Raw genomic sequence first — 20320 nt, forward strand, 5'->3', positions numbered from 1 at the left:
GTTATCCACATTGGTTTTGCGCCGGTAGCCAAACAAAAAGGCAGCCCCTTAGGGCTGCCTTGCCATGTGTGAGGTTTGGCTTTTCAGGCCAACCGCAAAACCGCCATTTCGGGCTGATCGGCGTACACCACGGCTGCGTCGTCGAAGGGGTCGTCGCCGCGGAACTTCATCAGCACGCGGGCAGTGGTGATGATGTCTTTCTGGCAATACTTAACGATGCGAGGCAGATCGCGCTCCTCGTAGTACACGCGGGCCACATCGGCGCCGCTGATATCGTCTTTGGGCGTGGGAATGCCGAACATGGCGGCCAGCAGCGCCAGCGAGGTAAAAGACTTCCGGTCGCCGAACTTCCAGAGCTCCATGGTATCAAGGTGGTTTACTTCCCAGGGCTTTTTGCCGGCTACATCGAGCTGGGGCGGCAGCGGCACGCCGTTGATTATCATGCGCCGGGAGAGGTACGGAAAGTCGAACTCCTTGCCATTGTGGGCGCACAGCATGTGGCCGGGCTTGCGGCTTAGCACTTCGGCAAATTCGCGCAGCAAGGCAGCTTCGTCGTCGGCGGCAAAGCTTTTCACCCGGAAGCGCAGCTGCTCCTGCTTGTCGTGGTAAAAGCAACCTAGGGAAATGCACACCACGCGGCCAAACTCGGCGTAAATGCCGGCCTGTGCAAAAAGCGCCGCGGCCGAAAGGCGGTCGGGCATGGGCTCAATTTCCTCGGCACCCCAGCTGGGGTAGCCCTGCTGGCGGCGCAAGCTCTGGGCTTTGTGCTCCCACAGGTGGCGCAGCATCTCGTCGAGCTCGTCGTGGCAACCTACGCAGGGCACGGTCTCAATGTCGAGCACGAAAACGTCGGTAAGCTTGAGGTTGCGGAGTAACTGCATAAGGCACGGTGGAACGGGGGCTCGGTAACGAAGATAGCCCGCGCCCCGGCGAACTATCAAACGTGCGCAACCATAAAATAGGTAGGGCGGGGCCCAAACAAGCCCGCCCGGCTGGTATGGCAACCAACCGGGCGGGTGTATGTTTGGCTCACTCACGGAGCGCAGCTGCCGAGCTGCAGGAGGTGTGTCGGGGCTAGGCGGCGGTACCGCGCTAAGCCAGCGCCGGGCGGCCGATGAGGCACAGGCCCAGCAAAGAAATCAGCAGCTGTTCTCGGGATTTCGTTGACATAACTGCCATTGAAAGAGTGAGATAACAACCTGACTGCGAGAGTCTGATGCAGTAAATATCAGCAGCTCGCAGGCAAGGCACAATCACATGATGATGTGATACAATGTGAGCCGCCCTACCCCTGCCCGGCCCTGGTGCCCGCTTGGGCACCTAGGGCCCTGGCGGTTAGGTGAGGCCTTGGCGCAAGGCTTTGCTTACGGCTTCCGTCATGGAGCGCACGTGCAACTTTTCGTAAATTTTCTTGATGTGCGAGCGAACCGTATCGAGCGAAATGCCGCGGTCGTGGGCAATCATTTTGTAGCTGTAACCCTCTACCAGCAAGCCCAAGATTTCCTGCTCGCGGGCGCTCAGATTGGCCGGCGAGTCTTCTTGCTGGCGCGGAGCGGCCGGTTTCGGGAACAGACGCAGCACCTGGCGGGCAATGGCCGGCGTCATGGGGGCACCGCCGGCGCGCACCTCGCCAATGGCGTCGAGCAACTTGGCGGGGGGCGTTTTCTTCAGCAGGTAGCCATCGGCGCCGGCGCACACGGCCTGAAACACCCGGTCGTTGTCCTCAAACACCGTCAGCATCACCACGCTTACCTTGGGTTGCGAGGCTTTAATGCGCTTGAGGCCCTCGATGCCGTTGATGCCGGGCATGTCGATGTCCATCAGCACCACATCGGGTTTCAGGCGCGGAATGTCGGTTTCTACCTGCTGGCAGTTACCTAGGGCCCCCACCAGCTCGAGGCCGGGCGTGCCGCCCAGCAGGTGGCTCAGGCTCAGGCGCAGGTCGGGATTGTCTTCGTAAATGAGTACGCGGGTAGCGGTTTCCATGTGCTGAACGGTGGTGGATACAAGAGCGGACTGGATGCTGCAAGGTAGACAAAGCCCCGACGCGGCGCCTCGCATAATGATGTGAGGCCGTGGGCACTACTTCATCGGCACGCGCAGCTGCAGTTTAGTGCCTTGCCCGGGCGCGGTGTCAATGTGCAAATCGGCCTTGATGGCAGCGGCGCGGCTGCGCATGTTGGTCATGCCGTTGCCGCCTCCCTGTGCCGGCGCGTTCGGGTCGAAACCGACGCCGTTGTCGTCCACGCGCAATACCAAGTTTCGGTTTTCATAATCGAGCTTAATGGAGGCAAACTCGGCTTTGGAGTACTTGGCGAGGTTGTTAACGGCCTCCTTGAAAAGCAGGAAAAACTCGCGGCGCGCGCGCATGGGCAGGCGGTGCTCGGTAACCTCCGGCGCTACTTTAAAAATAAAGTCGATGCCGCGCGCCTCGAGCACATCGGAGGCGAAGGAGCGCATGCGCGAGGTAACCGATTCCATGCTGTCGTGGGCAGGGTTGATGGCCCACACGATGTCGTCCATCGAATCGAGCATGCGCCGCGACGATTCGCCGATTTGCTCGAGCAGCTGCGACGACTGCTCCACGCTGCCGCGCTGCTGGTGCGTGCGGGCCAACTGACTCAGGATGCTGATGGAGCTAAGCGTCGAGCCCATGTCGTCGTGCAGGTCGCGGGCAATGTTGTGGCGCACCCGCTCCAGGGCCAGCAGCTGGCTTACGCGCACCCGGTAGGCCAGAAACAGCAAGCCGAACACAAACCAGCTCGCCAAGATGCGGAACCACCACGTTTGGTACCACGGCGGCTCCACAATCAGGCGCAGCGCCGTGCCGCTGGGGCTCCATACGCCATCGTTGTTGGCGGCGCGCACCCGAAAGGTGTAGGTGCCGGGGTCGAGGTTGGTGTAAGTGGCCTGGTGCTGGTTGCCCGCGTCGATCCAGGTGTCGTCGAAGTTCTCCAGCTTGTACATGAAGCGGTGCTTATCGGGCAGGCGGTAGTTGAGGGCCGCAAACTCGATGGAGAACAGATAGTCGCGCGGGGTAAGCCGGATTTCGCGGCTTTCGGTGATGCTGGTATCGAGCTCCGAGGGCTGGTTGAACTTGCGGAACCGCGTGAGCACCACCGGCGGCGGCACGGGGTTGTGGCGCACGGCCGTGGGGTAAAAAGCCACCACCCCGTTGGGGCCGCCAAACAGCAGGCGGCCGTCGGCGGCGCGCAGGTAGGCGCCGGCGTTGTGCTCGTCTTGGGGCAGGCCGTCGCGGGTGTCGTAAGTCCGGAACTTGCCGGTGCTAGGCGTAAACTGCGCAATGCCTTTGTTGGTGGCCATCCAAAGCCCGCCTCGCCCGTCGGCCGACATGCCGTAGATAACATTGTTGGGCAGGCCCTGCCGCTCGCGGTACGTTACAAAACGGCCCTTTTCGGCATCCACCATGCAGGTAAGCCCGCCGCCTTCGGTGCCAAGCCACAAGCGCCCCTGCTCATCCTCGAGCATGCAGCGCACAAAGTTGTTGCTGAGGCTGTGCGGGTCGGTTTGGTTGGCCCGGAACGCCCGGCAATGGCCCGTGCGCGGATCGAACAAGCTTAGCCCGCCGCCGCCCACGCCTACCCATATGCGCCCGCGCTTGTCTTGGAATACGCAGCGCACAAAGTTGCTGCTTAGGCTGCGCGGGTCGCGGGGGTTGTGGCGGTACACGGCGCTGCGGCCGCTTACCGGATCGAAAAGGTTGAGGCCGCCTTCGGTGCCTACCCACAAGCGCCCTTGTTTGTCCTGGTAAATGCACCGGATAAAGTCGTCGGAGAGGCTGGTGGGGTCGGCGGGGTTGTGGCGAAAGCGCCGAAAACGCCCGGTGGCCGGGTCGAGGCAGGCCAGCCCCTGGCTTTGGGTACCCACCCACAGGCGCCCGTCGCGGTCGGGCAGCAAGGCCCGGATAAAGTCTTCGGGAAGGCTTTCGGGGTCGTTTTCGTTGTGGCGGTAGGTGGTGATGCGCCCCGTACGGGGCTCGAGCCGGTGCAGACCCAGGGCCTCGGAGCCAAACCAGAGGTTGCGGCGGGCATCCTCGGCAATGGCCCACACCGAGCCCGTAACCCGCAGCGGAATGGGCTGCGCAAAAGCATTGGGCCGCGGGTCGAAGCTGGAAAGCCCGTGCTCGGTGCCCACCCAGTACAAGCCCGAGCGGTCTTCAAACAGGCTGTGCACCTTATCGGTAGGCAGGCCGCGCGGGGCGTTTTGCTGATGGCGCCACACCTCGAACGCGTTGGTGCGGGCATTGTAGCGGCACATGCCCGCGGCCGTACCTACCCACAAGTTCTGCTGGCTATCCACCAGCAAATTGCGGATGTCGTCGGAAGGCAAGCCGCCTTCCGTACCGGGCTCGTGCTGGTAATGCACCTGCTGATTGTTGTTCAGCCCTAGGTAGTAGAGGCCCATGTGCTCGGTGGCAACCCACAGGCCGTTGCTGCGGGTGGGCTCCAGGTCCTTGATGGCGTCGCCGTGTTGCCAACCGGCCAGCGGCACCAGCTCGCCGGTTTGTTCGTTGGCGTAGCTTATGCGGCCTTCGCCGGTGCCTACCCACACGCGGCCGTCGGAGCTTTGCGCGATGCTGCGAATGGAATTGCCGCGTACGCTGCCGCTTACGCCGGGGCCGTGTTTAAACAACCGAAACTTGCCCGTGGCGGCATTCAGCAGATGCAGACCGCCCTCGGTGCCGGCCCAGATGCGGCCCTGACCATCGGCGTACACGGCGCGCACAAAGTTATCGGCCAAGGTGCCGGGCCCACCGGTTTCGTAAATGCGAAAACGTTCGGTAAGCGGGTCAAAGCACGCCAAACCGCCGCCGCCGGTGCCCACCCACACGCCGCCTTTTTTGTCGGTAGCCAACGCCAACACAAAGTTGCTGCCGAGGCTGCCGCGCACTTGCGGGTCGCTGCGAAACACCCGGAACGAGGCGCCGTCGTAGCGGTTGAGGCCGTCTTGCGTGGCCAGCCACAGAAACCCGCGCTGGTCCTGGGCAATGGCGTACACGTTGTTTTCCGACAGCCCGTTTTGCGACGTTAGGGTACGGAACGTAAGATTTTGGGCCAGCCCCCACGAGCTGGCAAGCAGCCAGCAGCACGCTGCTAGCAAGAAGTACAGCCTTGGTAGCTGCGGAAACCCAAAACGCATCATTTAGCGCAAGTAAGCCGGCATATCGCAGCTTGCCAAACGCGCGTGCAATACGGAGCAAGCCGCAGCCAAGCGGGCAAGTTTGCACCCTAGGTCTGGCTCGCTAATCTGCTACCGCCAGCAGTCATCTAGAGCTGATCAAACTGTACCCGATTAAGCTGCAGGTAGGCCAGGAGCTGTCGAAGAGTTCGGCTAGAACTGAGCTCAAAGCCCTCGCTGTTCAGCGACCTGCCGATTGCTATTACGGTCGTGTTTGCCCTAGCTATCCAGCAAGAGGTGCTGCACGACAGGCACCCGCTCGTACTTAGAGCTTAAAGAATTTTCGACTGGATTAGTCATTACGGCTGCAGCTACAAATACCGTCATAGCTAACAAGCATAAGAGACCAGTCCCAACTTCTCTTTAAACAATGATTCCGCGGCTCAAGTGATATGTACTTGAGCCGCGGAATCATTGTTTAAAGAGTAGGTTTTACTCTACTGTTAAGCGCCGTACAATAGTTGCTCCATCAAGGTGAATTTGTATTAGGTACACCCCTTTTGCAAAATCACGTACGTCGATATTATTTTTTACTTCTGCTAGGTCAATTATTTTGACTACACGGCCTGCTAAGTCTGAGATTAAAACTTTAACTGCGCCCGAAGTAACTTTATTGGCCAATTCCAACCGAACATATTGATGCGCCGGGTTGGGAAACAATGCAACTTGTAGGCCGTTATCTGCGGCTTTACCGGACAATATTTGATTTGTAAGCGTTAGAGCAAAACGCCCTCCGATTAGCATCGGTTGTCCCACTGAGAACTGATAAGTTTTCTGCTGAGACAGATTATGCCTTAGCCCCAATTGTTTATCCTCAAGCCAAACATTAGTGCCAACCGGCAACGCATTAACAGATTCTAAATTCAGTTGATGCACTCCAGCATTTGCAACACGGACAGTCAACGGAACGGGCACATTTAGTGACTGCTCTGGCAAACCATTTATGCTCAAGCTTGCATCCCCTGCAGTAATCCAGAGCTGCGGCAGGTCCGACACACTGATCTTTCGTGCGTCCTCACTTGCTTTGAATGTATCAGCACAATCTGGGGCCCAATAAATAGACGCTTCATCAGCCTGCTCTTTATTATCAACTAATGATAGGTTTACGATGGGCCTTGTGTCAGCAGTGGTTCGGCTCACAACAGGATTGACATACGTAGTTGCCCGAGCACTTTGCGGTATTGTGAAAGTAGTTCTATCGGTGTTAACCCGCACAAAAAAGCCTTGCATGGAGGCGATAAACGGATTGCCCACTCCGTTAACATAACTTCTATAATTGCCTGTATAAGTACCTGAGCTTTGGTAGACATACATTGCCCCTTCAACTCCTGCTTGTACCGGTACTTTCGACCAGTCGAGTGGAGCTGCAAAAGGGTTACCTAACAGGTGCCATCCAGATTCGGGCTGCGTTCCACGAGACAACCCAATGAGGGTCACATCACGCTGAATCAGAGAGCCGCTGATCCGCACAGTTCCCGGGGGAATGTGCATAGTGAAGGATTTACCCGCTGGTAGTCCTGCGTCTAACGTTCCCGGCGACGTCCAACCAGCTCCGAAACCGGCCCCAGCCGTCAATCTCGATTCCTCATATGAAAACACCGTTGGATAAGGGTTTACATTCCAGGGGGTCGAACTTGTATTGAAATCCGGATTAACAACCAACGGTCCAGTGGACCGCATATCGCTTAGCTTCCGGTTTTCAACCGGGCTGCTAATATGTCGGTACCCAGGCCCGCTGTTGCGGCTTGAACTGATATAACGCTCTACCGTAACATCTCCAATAATGCTTCCACCAGCATTAACATGCATTGCAGTAGCGCCTAGGATGGAACGAAGCGTCAGGGATGCTTGAACGGTTAAATCTTTCGTGGTTGTTATAACATTGCTAACCTCTACGGCAGTTTTTTGCGTCGTTGGACCGGCGATTATCCATTCCGAGAGGCGGAGTATGCCATTTCCACTAATCGTCGCGGATCTTGGCTCATTGGGCTTACCAGTAATTAGTACAGCCACCGCGGAAACAAAAGAACCATCACATATCAGGTTCCTTTCAACCGTTAGCCTACCAGCACTCAAGCTCATTGTTGCTCCAGTTGCAATAGTAATGTCCCGTGCTGTGGCTGTAGCACTTACGCTAGGATAGCGCGGCACACCTGCTGGTATCAGCGCATCAACATCTGTATCTGGCACACCTGCGTTCCAATTAGCCGCGTTCGCCCACGCGGTGCTGCTTGCTCCGGTCCATGTGGTATAAGGGTACACGGAAAAAGGCGTTGCACTTGTGGCAACTCCTTCTGGGGTTACCACCCGAACAAGGCCAGTTGTGGCACCAACCGGAACTTGAGCACTGATTTGATTTCCCTCTTTGTTAATACTAAAGGATGCGGATAAACCATTAAAAGTTACAGCGGTAGCAGCAGTAAAATTCTCGCCAGAAATAACAACATTAGTGACTGCTGTAGAAACACCAACATTAGGAGTAAAACTGCTAATAACTGGGTATGGCGTAAGCTTGCAAGCGAACATATCCTTTGCACCACTCGCGGTAACTGTTCCAGCCTCTGCGCCGAATGAAATCGTTCCTTGCATTGATCCGGTAGTTAATACGTGGTTATTAACAGGTTGACACGCTACATCCCAAAATATCAAATTGCTGTTTGCTGATACGCGCCTTTCCCAAACTCTTTTACCTGTCGAATCGATGGCCCCCACAATGTTTCCGGCTTGGGTGTTGTTAAGAGTTCCATAACCACATACTACCACTTGTCCATCAGAACCTCGTTGTCCAGCATAAGCAACATCATGTGTATAGCGCGTTCCGTAGGTTTTAATCAATTTAATAGCACCTTTCGACGTAAGGCGGTACACCAACATATCATTGCCTGGCATAGGAAAGGTGCCATCATAAACATTGTAAGTAGTACCGCCTAGACTCATAACATTTCCTGGCATATTTCCGATGCCATAAACGGAGCCAGATTCGTCGCTTACAAGGTCATATACATTAAAATCGGCACCTCCCACGCTCCACCTTGGGTTGAGGTCGGCATCCAGACAGGCGGTAAACTTTGTGTCGGTTGCACTCCAACCTGGCGGCCTGGTGCTTCCTCCCTGAACCGTTCCGCCAAAAGGCGGTGTATAGCCGTCTCGCCCGCCGTAATCGCCGGCTACATACAGCCATTTACGGCGTTGATCAAACCCAACAGCAGTAGGATTTATCTGTTGGTCCTTGCGCACGCGGGAGGCGGTAATTTGCCCCGTTGCATTTATGCGATGAATGATTAATTCAAAAAATGCAGGATTATTGGGATAAGGCTCTACAGCATACGCTAGATAGCCGATCCCATTTTTTTCGTCTAGTGCCAGCTTAGCAACTGTGCGGGCGTAATTATCGGCTACAAAAAGCTTCGCCCAATTAGGTGTTCCATCGGGGGCAAAAGCGACTACAAATGCACAATAATTGTGGGTTGCAAATGTAGTAACAGCAGCAGACATGCCTTCCACATTTACAGTGGATGGGGTATTTCCTGCTGCCCATATAGTACCGGACTCATCCACGCTTAGTTCGGTAATTTTGATTGCACCCCAAGTCGAGCTTATTTGCTTAACCCATTGCGGCTGCCCTGTGGCGTCGTAGCAAATTAGCAAGCACTCAGGGTATGCACTCTGTGCTGTACGTGTAAACGGGCCTACCTTGATACTACCTGTGAATTGTGCTATTGCATAACTATTGCCGTTGGGGGCTACTGCAACGGCAAGCCCCGTTGCCGCTTGATTAGCGGCTCCGGCATTCTTTGCCCATTTAAAATTGGGTTGGGCTATTGCCGAGCTTACAACGCCCACGCACAATACCCAGTAGATGAGGGTGAGCTTAAGCAGCGTTGCACATTTGCCGTAAGGATACCTGTGTAAAACTATTCTCATAAGATATTACTGTTTGGGGAGTAAAGATAAAAAACAAAGCACCTGCAACATGCAATAGCAAGTCGCAGGTGCTTTGCACATGCCAAACCAAACCCTACTTCGCCGCTTCCACTTTGGTGTCAATGCTCAGTTCTTTCAGCTGAGCCGAGGAAATCTCCGAAGGCGAGTCGATCATCACGTCGCGGCCGGAGTTGTTTTTTGGGAAGGCAATAAAGTCGCGGATGGAATCGGCGCCGCCGAACATGGAGCACAGGCGGTCGAAGCCGAAGGCAATGCCGCCGTGGGGCGGCGCGCCGTACTCGAAGGCATCGAGCAAGAAGCCGAACTGCGCCTTGGCTTCTTCTTCGGAGAAACCCAGGAGCTTGAACATGCTGGCCTGCACGGCGCGGTCGTGGATGCGAATGGAGCCGCCGCCGATTTCGGTGCCGTTGATTACTAGGTCATACGCATTGGCGCGCACCTGGCCGGGGTTGGTTTCGAGCAGCGGAATGTCCTCGGGCTTGGGCGAGGTGAAGGGGTGGTGCATGGCGTAGTAGCGGCCGTCCTCTTCGTTGAACTCGAGCAGCGGGAAATCGACTACCCACAGCGGACGGAAGTCCTCCTTGTTGCGCAGACCTAGGCGCTGGCCCATTTCGAGGCGCAGCTCGTTGAGGGCTTTGCGGGTTTTGTCGGCGGGGCCGGCCAAAATCAGCAGCAAGTCGCCGGGGTTGGCGTTGAAGGCGGCTTTCCACTGCTGCAGCAGCTCTTGCGAGTAGAACTTATCAACCGACGACTTCACGTTGCCGTCCTGCTCTACGCGGGCGTATACCAAGCCGGTAGCGCCTACTTGTGGGCGCTTCACGAAATCGGTAAGCTCGTCGAGCTGCTTGCGGGTGAACTGGGCGCAGGTGGCGGCGTTGATGCCCACTACCAGCTCGGCGCTATCGAATACCGGGAAGCCGTGGCCTTTCACCACGTCGTTCAACTCCACGAACTGCATGGCAAAGCGCGTGTCGGGCTTGTCGGAGCCGTAGAGGCGCATAGCGTCGGCGTAGGTCATGCGCGGAAACTCGCCCGGGTCGAAGCCTTTCACCTCCACAAACATCTGGCGCGTCATGCCTTCGAAGGTTTGCAGAATGTCTTCCTGCGTTACGAAGGCCATTTCGCAGTCGATCTGCGTGAACTCGGGCTGGCGGTCGGCACGTAGGTCTTCGTCGCGGAAGCACTTCACGATTTGGAAGTACCGGTCGAAGCCCGACACCATCAGCAGCTGCTTAAAGGTTTGGGGCGACTGCGGCAGGGCGTAGAACTGACCGGGGTTCATGCGCGAGGGCACCACAAAGTCCCGGGCGCCTTCGGGCGTGCTCTTGATGAGCACCGGGGTTTCTACTTCCAGAAAGCCCTGGTTATCCAAGTACCGGCGCACCGACTGGGCCAGGCGGTGGCGCAGCTCGAGGTTGCGGCGCACGGGGTTGCGGCGCAAATCGAGGTAGCGGTACTTCATGCGCAGGTCGTCGCCGCCGTCGGTTTCGTCTTCGATGAGGAACGGCGGCAGCTTGGCGGGGTTAAGCACCTGCAGGGTTTCGGGCCGAATTTCGATGTCGCCGGTGGGCAGGTTGGGGTTTTTGTTGTAGCGCTCGGCTACGCGGCCCGTAATGCTCACCACAAACTCGCGGCCTAGGTTGCGGGCTTGCTCGCGCAGCTCGTCGGCCTCCACGCCTTGCTCAAATACCACCTGGGTAAGGCCGTAACGGTCGCGCAAATCCAGGTAAAGCACGGCGCCTTTGTCGCGGGTGCGCTGTACCCAGCCGCACAGCGTAACGGTTTGGCCAACATTTGCTAGGCGGAGTTCACCGCAGGTATTCGTTCGAAGCATAAGCTCAGAGGTAGGCCCACCCCCTAGGGCGGGCAGCCGGACAACTAAATCGGAGGCGGCAAAGATAGGCAAGCCGTGCGGCCGATGGGTACGTACAAGGAGCTTCGTTAATTTTGGCCCGGATTCTGCAAAGGGCGCCTCAGCTACTTCTCAACTCCGGACTTTCTACTCCTACCACCGATATGAAACGCTTTGCGCTGACGCTCGTCGCTGCTACTCTATTGGCCTTGCCCGCCGCCCACGCCCAAACCAAGGTGAAGACGAAAACCAAGTCGGAAACCACGGGCACCGAAATCAAAACCAAGTCGACGGCCGAGCCGGTGGTGCTCGATGGCGCCGTTAAGCGCGTAGAAACCTTGTCGGGCATCGACATTTTTCCGAAGCCCAACTCCAACTCGGTGCTGCTGAGCTTTACGCAGCAGTTTACCAAGCCTGGCAAGCTCACCGTTACCGACTATAAGAACAACGCCATTTACACGCAGGAGCTCGACCCTGCCACCCACACCGGTGCCCCCGTCGACCTAGGCCACATTCCGGCCGGTACGTACTTAGTAGAGGCCAAAATCGACAATTACCTGTACTGGAAGAAGGTGCGCATTAAGTACCCCTCCACGCCGGTAGCCACCAAGAAGAAGCGCGGCCGCCGTTAAGGCCTCATATACAACGTCATGCTCCATCTGGCGTCCGCGCAGTCGAAGCATCCCTACCGCTTCGTCGAATAGTAGAATACTATCAGCAGAGATGCTTCGGCTGCGCGGACGCCAGATGGAGCATGACGTGCTCTATTGAAACGTAAAGCCCCCGGTGCCCTAGGTGCCGGGGGCTTTTTGCGGCCCTGGCACCTAGGGCCACCGCGCCGCGGGCGGGGCAAATGAGTTGGCACGAAATTCTGTTGGGCCTAGCTGCGTTACTTTGCTTCCGATGCTTCACTCAATGACTACCTCGCGAAATACCCTCCGCCCTACCCTGTGGCTGCTGCCGTTGCTGTTGCTGCTGGCCGCTTTTGCAGCCCCCAAACTAAAGAAAGTGCAGGTGGCCAAGAACCTGACGGTGAGCGTGCCGGAAGACTTTCAGCCCCTGCCCGACGATGCCATTGCCTCGAAGTACCCGGCGGCGCGCAAGCCGTTGGCGGTGTTCAGCAACCCCGCTGGCCGCGTCGATTTCAGCATTGCTAACAAGCAAACCACCTTTACCGACCGCGACTACGCCCTGCTGCTGAAGGTGTACGAATCGAACCTGAAGCGCACTTACACCAAGGTCGATTTCATCAGCAAGGATATCCGCACCGTGAACAAGCGCGATTTTGTGGTGCTCGAGTTTGTTTCGACGCTGACCGACAACCGCCGCGGTCGCGAAATGATGGCTCCGCTGAAACGCTACCAGCTGATGCAGTACGCCATTTCCGGCGACCAGCTGTACGTTTTCCACTTCAACAGCCCCATTGAGGAGCAGAAACAGTACCAGCCTGTGGCGCAAGCCGTAATGCAGGGCATCGTATTGAAATAAAAAGGCCGAAGCGGCCGGCTGCATAGGCAACGAAGGCGGCCAATTACGCATCTTGCGCCCGGTGGGTTTTACCCACCGGGCTTTTTTTTGCCTGCGGCTGTAATGCACACGGCCCCACGCCGATATATTATCCGCAGGCTACGCTTGCTTTCCACACCCTAACCCTATAAGTCAGATGGAACTGGTCATCGAACACCTTTCCAAAACGTACCCCAACGGCACCAAAGCCCTCAACGATGTTTCGCTGCGCATCGAGCCGGGCATGTTTGGCCTGCTCGGCCCCAACGGCGCGGGCAAATCGTCGCTGATGCGCACGATTTCGACCTTGCAGGAAGCCGATTCGGGCACCATCAGCCTGGGCGACATCGATGTGCTGCACCAGCCGGAGCGCGTGCGCCAGGTGCTGGGCTACTTGCCGCAGGAGTTTGGGGTGTACCCGAAAGTAACGGCCGCCGAGCTGCTCGAGCACTTTGCCGTGCTCAAGGGCATCAGCAACAAAAGCGAGCGGCGGCAGGTGGTGGATGCCTTGCTGCACCAAACCAACCTCTACAACGTGCGCAACAAAAACCTGGGCGGCTACTCGGGCGGCATGAAGCAGCGCTTCGGCATTGCGCAGGCGCTGCTGGGCAACCCTAGGTTGATTATTGTGGACGAGCCCACGGCCGGCCTCGACCCCACCGAGCGCAACCGCTTTCATAACCTGCTGGCCGAAATCGGCGAAGACCGCATCGTGATTCTGAGCACGCACATCGTGTCCGACGTGTCGGACTTATGCCGCCAGTTTGCCATCATCAACAAAGGCCAGGTGCTGTACACCGGCGACCCGCTGCAGGCCATCGAAGAAATGCGCGGCCAAATCTGGCGTCGCCTCATCCGCAAGGAGGAGCTCAGCAGCTACCAGGAGCAGTTCGCGGTGATTTCGTCGCGGTTGTTTGCGGGCCAAACCATCATTCACGTGCACAGCGTGGCGCAGCCCGGCAACGGCTTCGAGGGCGTGGAGCCCACGCTCGAAGACGTGTACTTCGCGCGCATTCATGCGGCCGAGCAAGTAGCGGTCAAATCGGTAGTAGCCTAATCAAGCACGTCATGCTGAGCTTGCCGAAGCCTCTTTACCGCTTCGTGAGATAGTAGAATACTATCGGTAGAGATGCTTCGGCAGGGCTCAGCATGACGCCCAAAACTGGTTGTCATGTTCCTGGAAATATTCCTCTTTGAGCTACGCTACCGGCTGAAACGGCCGGCTACGTACATTTATTTCGCCCTCATGTTCCTGATGGCCTTCCTGCTGATGCTCGCCCTAGGCGGGCTGTTCGGCGGGGGCATTGTGGTGGGCGACGCCGCCGGCGGCAAGGTGCTGGCCAACTCGCCGTACCAGATTAACTGGCTGCTTACGGCCATCAGCATGTTTGGCGTGTTCGTTACGTCGGCCATCATGGGCACGCCCGTGTTCCGCGACTTCGAGCACCGCACGCACTCGCTCTATTACACGGCGCCCATCAGCAAGCTGGGCTACCTGGGCGGCCGCTTTTTAGGCTCGTTTGTGGTGCTGCTGCTGGTGTTTGCCGGCGCGGGCCTAGGTGCCTGGCTGGCCACGTACTGGCCCGGCCTCGATGAGGCCAAAATCGGCCCGAACCGCGCGGCCGCTTACCTGCAGCCCTACCTCACCATCATCATCCCGAACCTGCTGTTTACGGGGGCCATCTTCTTCACGGGGGCTACTCTTACGCGTTCAGCTTTGGCGGTATACCTAGGCGGTATCGGGTTCTTTGTCCTGTACTCCATCAGCCAAACCCTGCAGCAAGACATCGACAACGACACGCTGCAAAACCTGCTCGACCCCATGGGCGGCGGCGCCGTGTACCTCACGCAACGGTACTGGACAGTGGCCGAACGCAACGCCATGCTGATGCCCTGGAGCGACTATTTGGTGCAAAACCGCCTGTTGTGGGGCGCCGTTACGCTGCTCACGCTGGCCGTGTGCTACTTCGTGTTCCGCTTCTCGTTTGCCAACGCTTCGGCCTCCGGCCCGCGCCCCAAAGCCGGCGCCCTAGGTGTAGCCGATGCTCCTAAGGGCCTGCAGCTGCCGCGCGTTACGCCGCGCTTCACGGCGGGGCTGGCGTGGGCGCAGTTTGGGCGTTTGCTGCGGCTCGAGTTCCTCAGCACGGTGCGCAGCGTGTACTTCATGGGCATTGCCGGCGCTGGCGTGCTGTTCCTTGTCATAGCCGGTATGCAGGTGGGCCAAATGTTCGGTACCAACACCTACCCCGTTACGCCGGTGGTGGTGCAGGTACTGGGCGGCTCGTTCACGCTGTTCATCCTCATTATCATTACGTTCTACTCGGGCGAGCTGGTATGGCGCGAGCGGGATTCACAGATTCACCAGATCTACGATGCCATGCCCATGCCGGGCTGGGTGCCATTTTCGGCCAAGCTCGGGGCGCTGATGCTTATTCAGGTGGTGCTGCTGACGGTGGTGCTGGTGTGCGGCGTGCTGTTGCAAACCTTCAAAGGCTACTTCAACTACGAAATTGACGTGTACCTGAAGGAGCTGTTCGGCTTCCAGTTGCTCGATTTCTGGATTATGTGCGTGCTGGCCATGCTGGTGCAGGTGCTTTGCAACAACAAGTACATGGGGCATTTCATCATGATCCTGTACTACGCCTTTAACCTCTTCAAAGGGCAGCTGGGCTTGGAGCACAACCTGTACTCCTTTAACTCCGACCCCGGCGTACGGTACTCAGCCATGAATGGCTACGGGCATTTTGTGTGGCCGTACTTTGCCTTTAAGCTGTACTGGGGGGCGTTTGCGGTGCTGCTGGCCTTGGCCTCGTCGCTGCTGTGGCCGCGCGGCACCGAAACCCGCTTTTCGTGGCGGTGGGCGCAGGCGCGCTCCTCCATGTCGCCGGCTTTGCGCGGGGTGGCCGGGGTGGCCTTGCTGGCGTTCGTGGGCCTAGGTGCCTACATCTTCTACAACACCAACGTACTGAACGAGTACCGCACCTCCGACGAGACCGAGGAGCTGCAGGCCCAGTACGAGCGGGAGTTCAAACGCTTCGAGAAGCGCCCGCAGCCGCGCATTACGGCCGTCAACATCGAGGCGGATATTTACCCGGCCGAGCGCGATGTGCGCTTTAAGGGCACGTACTGGCTGCGCAACCGCGACAAAGTGGCCATCGACTCGGTGCACCTGCTCAGCTCGGCCGACGCCGAAGTGAAGCGCCTGGAGCTGGCCCGCCCGGCCAAAGAAGTACTCAACAAAAAAGTTGGGGAAGTGGTGTACCGCATTGTGCGCCTGCAGCAGCCCTTGCAGCCCGGCGACTCGCTGCAGCTGCATTTCGACCTAGGCTACACCAACCCGGGCTTCCGCAACCGCGGCTCCAACACCAACATGGTGTACAACGGCACCTTCGTGAGCTCGGAGCTGCTGCCCCACATCGGCTACCAAGACGGCGCCGAGCTCGGCGACGACGACCTGCGCAAAGACCAGGGCCTGCAACCCAAGCCGCGCATGGCCTCGGTGCACGACTCGGCAGCGCGCATGAACACCTACATCAGCAACGAGGCCGACTGGATTCGGTTTGAGACGACCGTCAGCACCTCGCCCGACCAGATTGCCATTGCCCCGGGTTACTTGCAGAAGGAATGGACCAAGGACGGCCGCCGCTACTTCCACTACAAAATGGATGCGCCCATCCTCAACTTTTACTCGTTCCTGTCGGCGCGCTACGCCGTGTACAAGGGCAAGTGGAAGGACATTCCGATTGAGATTTACTACCAGCCCGGCCACGAGTACAATCTGAAGCGCATGGTGAAGGGCGTGCAGAAGGGCCTGGAGTACTACACCGCCAACTTCGGCCCGTACCAGCACCGGCAGGTGCGTATTCTGGAGTTTCCGGGGTACAACTCGTTCGCGCAGTCGTTCCCGAACACCATTCCGTTCTCGGAGAGCATTGGCTTTGTGGCCCACGTCGACTCGACCGACCCCAAGGACATCGACTACCCGCTGTACGTAACGGCCCACGAGGTGGCGCACCAGTGGTTTGCCCACCAAATTATCGGCGGCAACGTGCAGGGCGGTACGCTCATGTCGGAAACGCTAAGCCAGTACAGCGCCCTGATGGTGATGAAGCACATCTACGGCGAGGAGAAGATGAAGAAGTTCTTGAAGTACGAGCTGAACTCGTACCTCACGGGCCGCACCATGGAGCGCAAAAAGGAAGTGCCGCTGTACTTGGTTGAAAACCAACCCTACATCCATTACCGCAAAGGCTCGGTGGTGATGTACGCCTTGCAGGACTACCTGGGCGAGAAGGCCGTAAACGCCGCCATTAAGGAGTACCGCGACAAGGTGGCATTCCAACGCGCGCCGTTCACGACTTCGGTGGAGTTCCTGGGGTACATCCGCAAGCACACGCCTGATTCGCTGCAGTACCTGGTTACCGACCTGTTTGAGCGCATTACGCTGTACGAAAACAAGGTCGATTCGGCCTCATACCGCAAGCTGCCCAACGGGCAGTACCGCGTGCAGTTCACCGTGAACACCAAGAAGCTGTACGCCGACTCGCTGGGCAACGAAACGCCCGACCTGAAAGCGCGCGACTTTATTGATGTGGGCGTAATTACCCGCAAAAAAGCCAAAGACGGCAGCTACCAGGACGTGCCCATGCTGCTCGAAAAGCGCCGCCTAGTGCCGGGCCTCAACCGCCTGGAGTTCACGGTGCCGCAGAAACCCGACCGCGTCGGCATCGACCCCTTCAACAAGCTCGTCGACCGCAACCCCGACGACAACGTGAAAGCGCCGGAAGAGAAGAAGGTTTAGCGGCCTGACCGAGTTGTAGCGCGGACTTTGTAGTCCGCGTCCACAGATAGTATTCTCAATCGTTATTCGTTTCAGAAATTACTACCTGCGGACGCGGACTACAAAGTCCGCGCTACTTTTGCCGCCCATGCGAGTGCTACCCCACGACGAACGCCTGATGCGCCAAGCCCTACGCGAAGCCGAGCTGGCTTTTGCCCAAGGCGAAATCCCGATTGGCGCGGTAGTGGCGCACAACAGCACCGGCCAGATCATCGGCCGCGGGCACAACCAAACCGAGCAGCTGCGCGACGTAACCGCCCACGCCGAGATGCTGGCCCTTACCGCCGCCGCCAACCACCTAGGCAACAAATACCTGCACGATTGCACCTTGTACGTAACCGTGGAGCCCTGCGTAATGTGCGCCGGCGCCACGGCTTGGGCGCAAGTACCGCGCGTGGTGTATGGCACCCCCGAGCCCAAGGTTGGCTACTCGCGCCACGGGCAACTGCTGCACCCTAGGTGCCAAGTGCTTACGGGCGTACTGGCCACCGAATGTGCAGCTTTAATGCAGCGCTTCTTTGCCGACAAGCGGAAATAGCTACTTTTGGCCGCCTCCGTACTAGCACGTAACCCGCGGCCGGTTTCGGCGGTTAATCACCGAAGTACCTCATCCTATCCATCCCAAAACCACACGACGCTATGGCTTTCGAACTGCCCCAGCTTCCTTACGCTTACGATGCCTTGGAGCCCCACATCGATGCACGCACGATGGAAATCCACCACACCAAGCACCACCAGGCCTACGTTACCAACTTGAATAACGCCATCCAGGGCACTGAAATGGAAAATCAGTCGCTCGAGGAAATCCTGCATAACATTGCCAAGGCTCCGGCTGCCGTGCGCAACAACGGCGGCGGCCACTGGAACCACGATCTGTTCTGGAAAGTACTGTCGCCGAACGGCGGCGGCGAGCCCACCGGCCCCATTGCCGAATCCATCCAGAAGACCTTCGGCGGTTACGACAAATTCAAGGAGGAATTCACCAAAGCCGCTACCACGCGCTTCGGCTCGGGCTGGGCTTGGCTCTGCAAAATGAACGACGGCAACCTGCAAATTTGCTCTACCCCCAACCAGGACAACCCCCTGATGCCCGACTCGGGCTGCAAAGGCACGCCGCTGCTGGGCCTCGATGTGTGGGAGCACGCCTACTACCTCAACTACCAGAACCGCCGCCCCGACTACATCCAGGCGTTCTACAATGTGATTAACTGGGATGAGGTGAACCGCCGCTTCCTGGAAGCCAAACTCAGCTAACAAGCCCTAGCTCTACCAGCTACTTGGTGGGCAGGCCGCACCAAAAAGCCCCGTACGACACCGTGCGGGGCTTTTTGTTGGTACTTGGGGCAGCGCACTTCCGCCATCTGCCACGGCAGAAAACTTGTATCTTTATGGACTTAATCATTCCCTACCCTCTCCCAACTGCACTCGCATGAGTACTAAGCTGCGCCTTATTATCCTCAGCTTTCTACAGTTTTTTATCTGGGGCTCGTGGCTGATCACCATCGGGGCGTATTGGTTTCAAACCATGAAATGGTCGGGGGCCCAGTTCGGCGCCATCTTCTCGACCATGGGCATCGCGTCTATCTTCATGCCCTCGCTCATGGGCATTGTGGCCGATAAGTACGTGAATGCCGAAAAGCTGTACGGCCTGCTGCACATTTTGGGCGGGGTGGTACTGTGCACCGTGCCGCTCGTCGACGACCCGGGCCTGATGTTTTGGGTGATGCTGTTGAACATGATCTTCTACATGCCCACGCTGGCCTTGTCGATTGCCGTGTCGTACTCCATTCTAAAGCGCGACGGCCTTGATGTGGTGAAGGATTACCCGCCCATTCGGGTTTGGGGCACCATCGGCTTTATTGCCGCCATGTGGACGGTGAGCCTGCTGGGCCTCGAAAAATCGGCCAGCCAGTTTTACGTAGCGGCCGGCGCGGCCATCCTGCTGGGCTTGTATTCGTTTACGCTGCCTGCTTGCCCGCCCACGGCCAAAGACACGCCCAGCCGCTCCCTCGTGGATGTGCTGGGCCTGAAGTCGTTTACCTTGCTGCGCGACTCTAAGATGCTCACCTTCTTCATCTTCTCGCTGTTGCTGGGGGCCGCTTTGCAGCTCACCAACGCCTACGGCGACACCTTCCTGCACGACTTCGACAAAGTACCCGAGTACCAGGACACGTTTGCGGTGAAATACCCGGCCATGATCATGTCCATCTCGCAAATTTCCGAGACGCTGTTCATCCTGGCCATTCCGTTTTTCCTGCGCCGCTTCGGCATCAAACAGGTAATGCTGTTCAGCATGATTGCCTGGGTACTGCGCTTTGGCCTGCTGGCTTACGGCACCCCCGATAGCCCCGGCATCTGGCTGATTGTTCTCTCGTGCATCGTGTACGGCATGGCCTTCGACTTCTTCAACATCTCCGGTTCGTTGTTCGTCGAAACGCAAACGGCGCCTTCCATTCGGGCCAGCGCGCAGGGCTTGTTTATGATGATGACCAACGGCTTCGGTGCCGTGCTCGGCAGCTCGGTAAGCGGCATCGTGATTGAGAAGTACTTCACCTACGCCGACCAAAGCAAGGACTGGCCCGGCATCTGGACGGCTTTTGCCTTGTACGCCCTCGTTATTGCCGTGCTGTTCTTGTTCCTCTTCAAGCACAAGCACAACCCGCAGGAGGTGCCCGACGCCGATACCCACGCCGCCGAACCGGTGCTCTCGGCCTAGGTAACCTAGCCACGACACCTGCAAAGAGCCGCGCCGCTTGCAGCCCGGAAACACTTCGGGACTGCAAGCGGCGCGGCTCTTTGCTTTTTCTGCCATCCGCTTGCAGGCGAAGCTCCTATTGCTCTACTTTTCGGTAAAGCACCTAGGGCAACGTGCTTGTACAGCACCGCCCGACTACGGTTCCGTGCGCATCTACCAAGGGTTGCAACAAGGCAATTGGAGCTTCAAGCAAGCTCGTCAATACATAACCAGTATAAACCTG

At 57.9% G+C, this 20320-nt stretch carries 12 protein-coding genes; 7 read left to right on the forward strand and 5 right to left on the reverse strand.

What is annotated here, in order from left to right; genetic code table 11:
* Window positions 1-83: 83 nt before the first annotated feature.
* The 5 genes from D3Y59_RS10255 to aspS form a co-directional block, all read right to left on the reverse strand.
* The gene (locus D3Y59_RS10255; RefSeq protein ID WP_119444969.1) at window positions 84-881 is read right to left on the reverse strand and encodes a 3'-5' exonuclease; all 798 of its coding nucleotides are present in this window, start codon (window positions 879-881) and stop codon (window positions 84-86) included.
* 454 nt (window positions 882-1335) lie between these two features.
* A complete protein-coding gene (locus D3Y59_RS10260) occupies window positions 1336-1986 on the reverse strand; it encodes a response regulator (RefSeq protein ID WP_119444970.1) in 651 nt (216 codons plus the stop codon).
* A gap of 96 nt (window positions 1987-2082) precedes the next feature.
* Window positions 2083-5163: a sensor histidine kinase gene (locus D3Y59_RS10265; protein WP_119444971.1), complete on the reverse strand. Its 3081-nt coding sequence runs from the start codon at window positions 5161-5163 to the stop codon at window positions 2083-2085.
* A gap of 468 nt (window positions 5164-5631) precedes the next feature.
* Complete coding sequence (locus D3Y59_RS10270) at window positions 5632-9123, reverse strand: T9SS type A sorting domain-containing protein (protein ID WP_119444972.1); 3492 nt, start codon at window positions 9121-9123, stop codon at window positions 5632-5634.
* 94 nt (window positions 9124-9217) lie between these two features.
* Window positions 9218-10978 carry an aspartate--tRNA ligase gene (gene aspS / locus D3Y59_RS10275; protein ID WP_119444973.1) on the reverse strand — a complete coding sequence of 587 codons (1761 nt, stop codon included), beginning with the start codon at window positions 10976-10978 and terminating at the stop codon, window positions 9218-9220.
* A gap of 182 nt (window positions 10979-11160) precedes the next feature.
* Here aspS and D3Y59_RS10280 point away from each other — a divergent pair, with 182 nt between their 5' ends.
* From D3Y59_RS10280 to D3Y59_RS10310, 7 genes are all read left to right on the forward strand, one after another.
* Window positions 11161-11628, forward strand: a complete 468-nt coding sequence (locus D3Y59_RS10280; RefSeq protein ID WP_119444974.1) for a hypothetical protein — start codon at window positions 11161-11163, stop codon at window positions 11626-11628.
* 283 nt (window positions 11629-11911) lie between these two features.
* On the forward strand, window positions 11912-12484 hold the full coding sequence (locus tag D3Y59_RS10285) for a hypothetical protein (RefSeq protein WP_119444975.1): 573 nt from the start codon (window positions 11912-11914) through the stop codon (window positions 12482-12484).
* 175 nt (window positions 12485-12659) lie between these two features.
* Window positions 12660-13559 (forward strand): ABC transporter ATP-binding protein, encoded by a 900-nt coding sequence (locus tag D3Y59_RS10290; protein ID WP_119444976.1) that lies wholly within the window; start codon window positions 12660-12662, stop codon window positions 13557-13559.
* Between the two features lie 114 nt (window positions 13560-13673).
* Window positions 13674-17303, forward strand: a complete 3630-nt coding sequence (locus tag D3Y59_RS10295; RefSeq protein WP_119444977.1) for an ABC transporter permease/M1 family aminopeptidase — start codon at window positions 13674-13676, stop codon at window positions 17301-17303.
* 127 nt (window positions 17304-17430) lie between these two features.
* Window positions 17431-17880, forward strand: a complete 450-nt coding sequence (locus D3Y59_RS10300) for a nucleoside deaminase (RefSeq protein ID WP_119444978.1) — start codon at window positions 17431-17433, stop codon at window positions 17878-17880.
* 101 nt (window positions 17881-17981) lie between these two features.
* The gene (locus D3Y59_RS10305) at window positions 17982-18596 is read left to right on the forward strand and encodes a superoxide dismutase (protein ID WP_119444979.1); all 615 of its coding nucleotides are present in this window, start codon (window positions 17982-17984) and stop codon (window positions 18594-18596) included.
* Window positions 18597-18771: 175 nt separating this feature from the next.
* Window positions 18772-20058 (forward strand): nucleoside permease, encoded by a 1287-nt coding sequence (locus tag D3Y59_RS10310; RefSeq protein ID WP_119444980.1) that lies wholly within the window; start codon window positions 18772-18774, stop codon window positions 20056-20058.
* The last annotated feature ends 262 nt before the right edge of the window (window positions 20059-20320 follow it).

It is taken from the genome of Hymenobacter oligotrophus, assembly GCF_003574965.1.
GTDB lineage: Bacteria > Bacteroidota > Bacteroidia > Cytophagales > Hymenobacteraceae > Solirubrum > Solirubrum oligotrophum.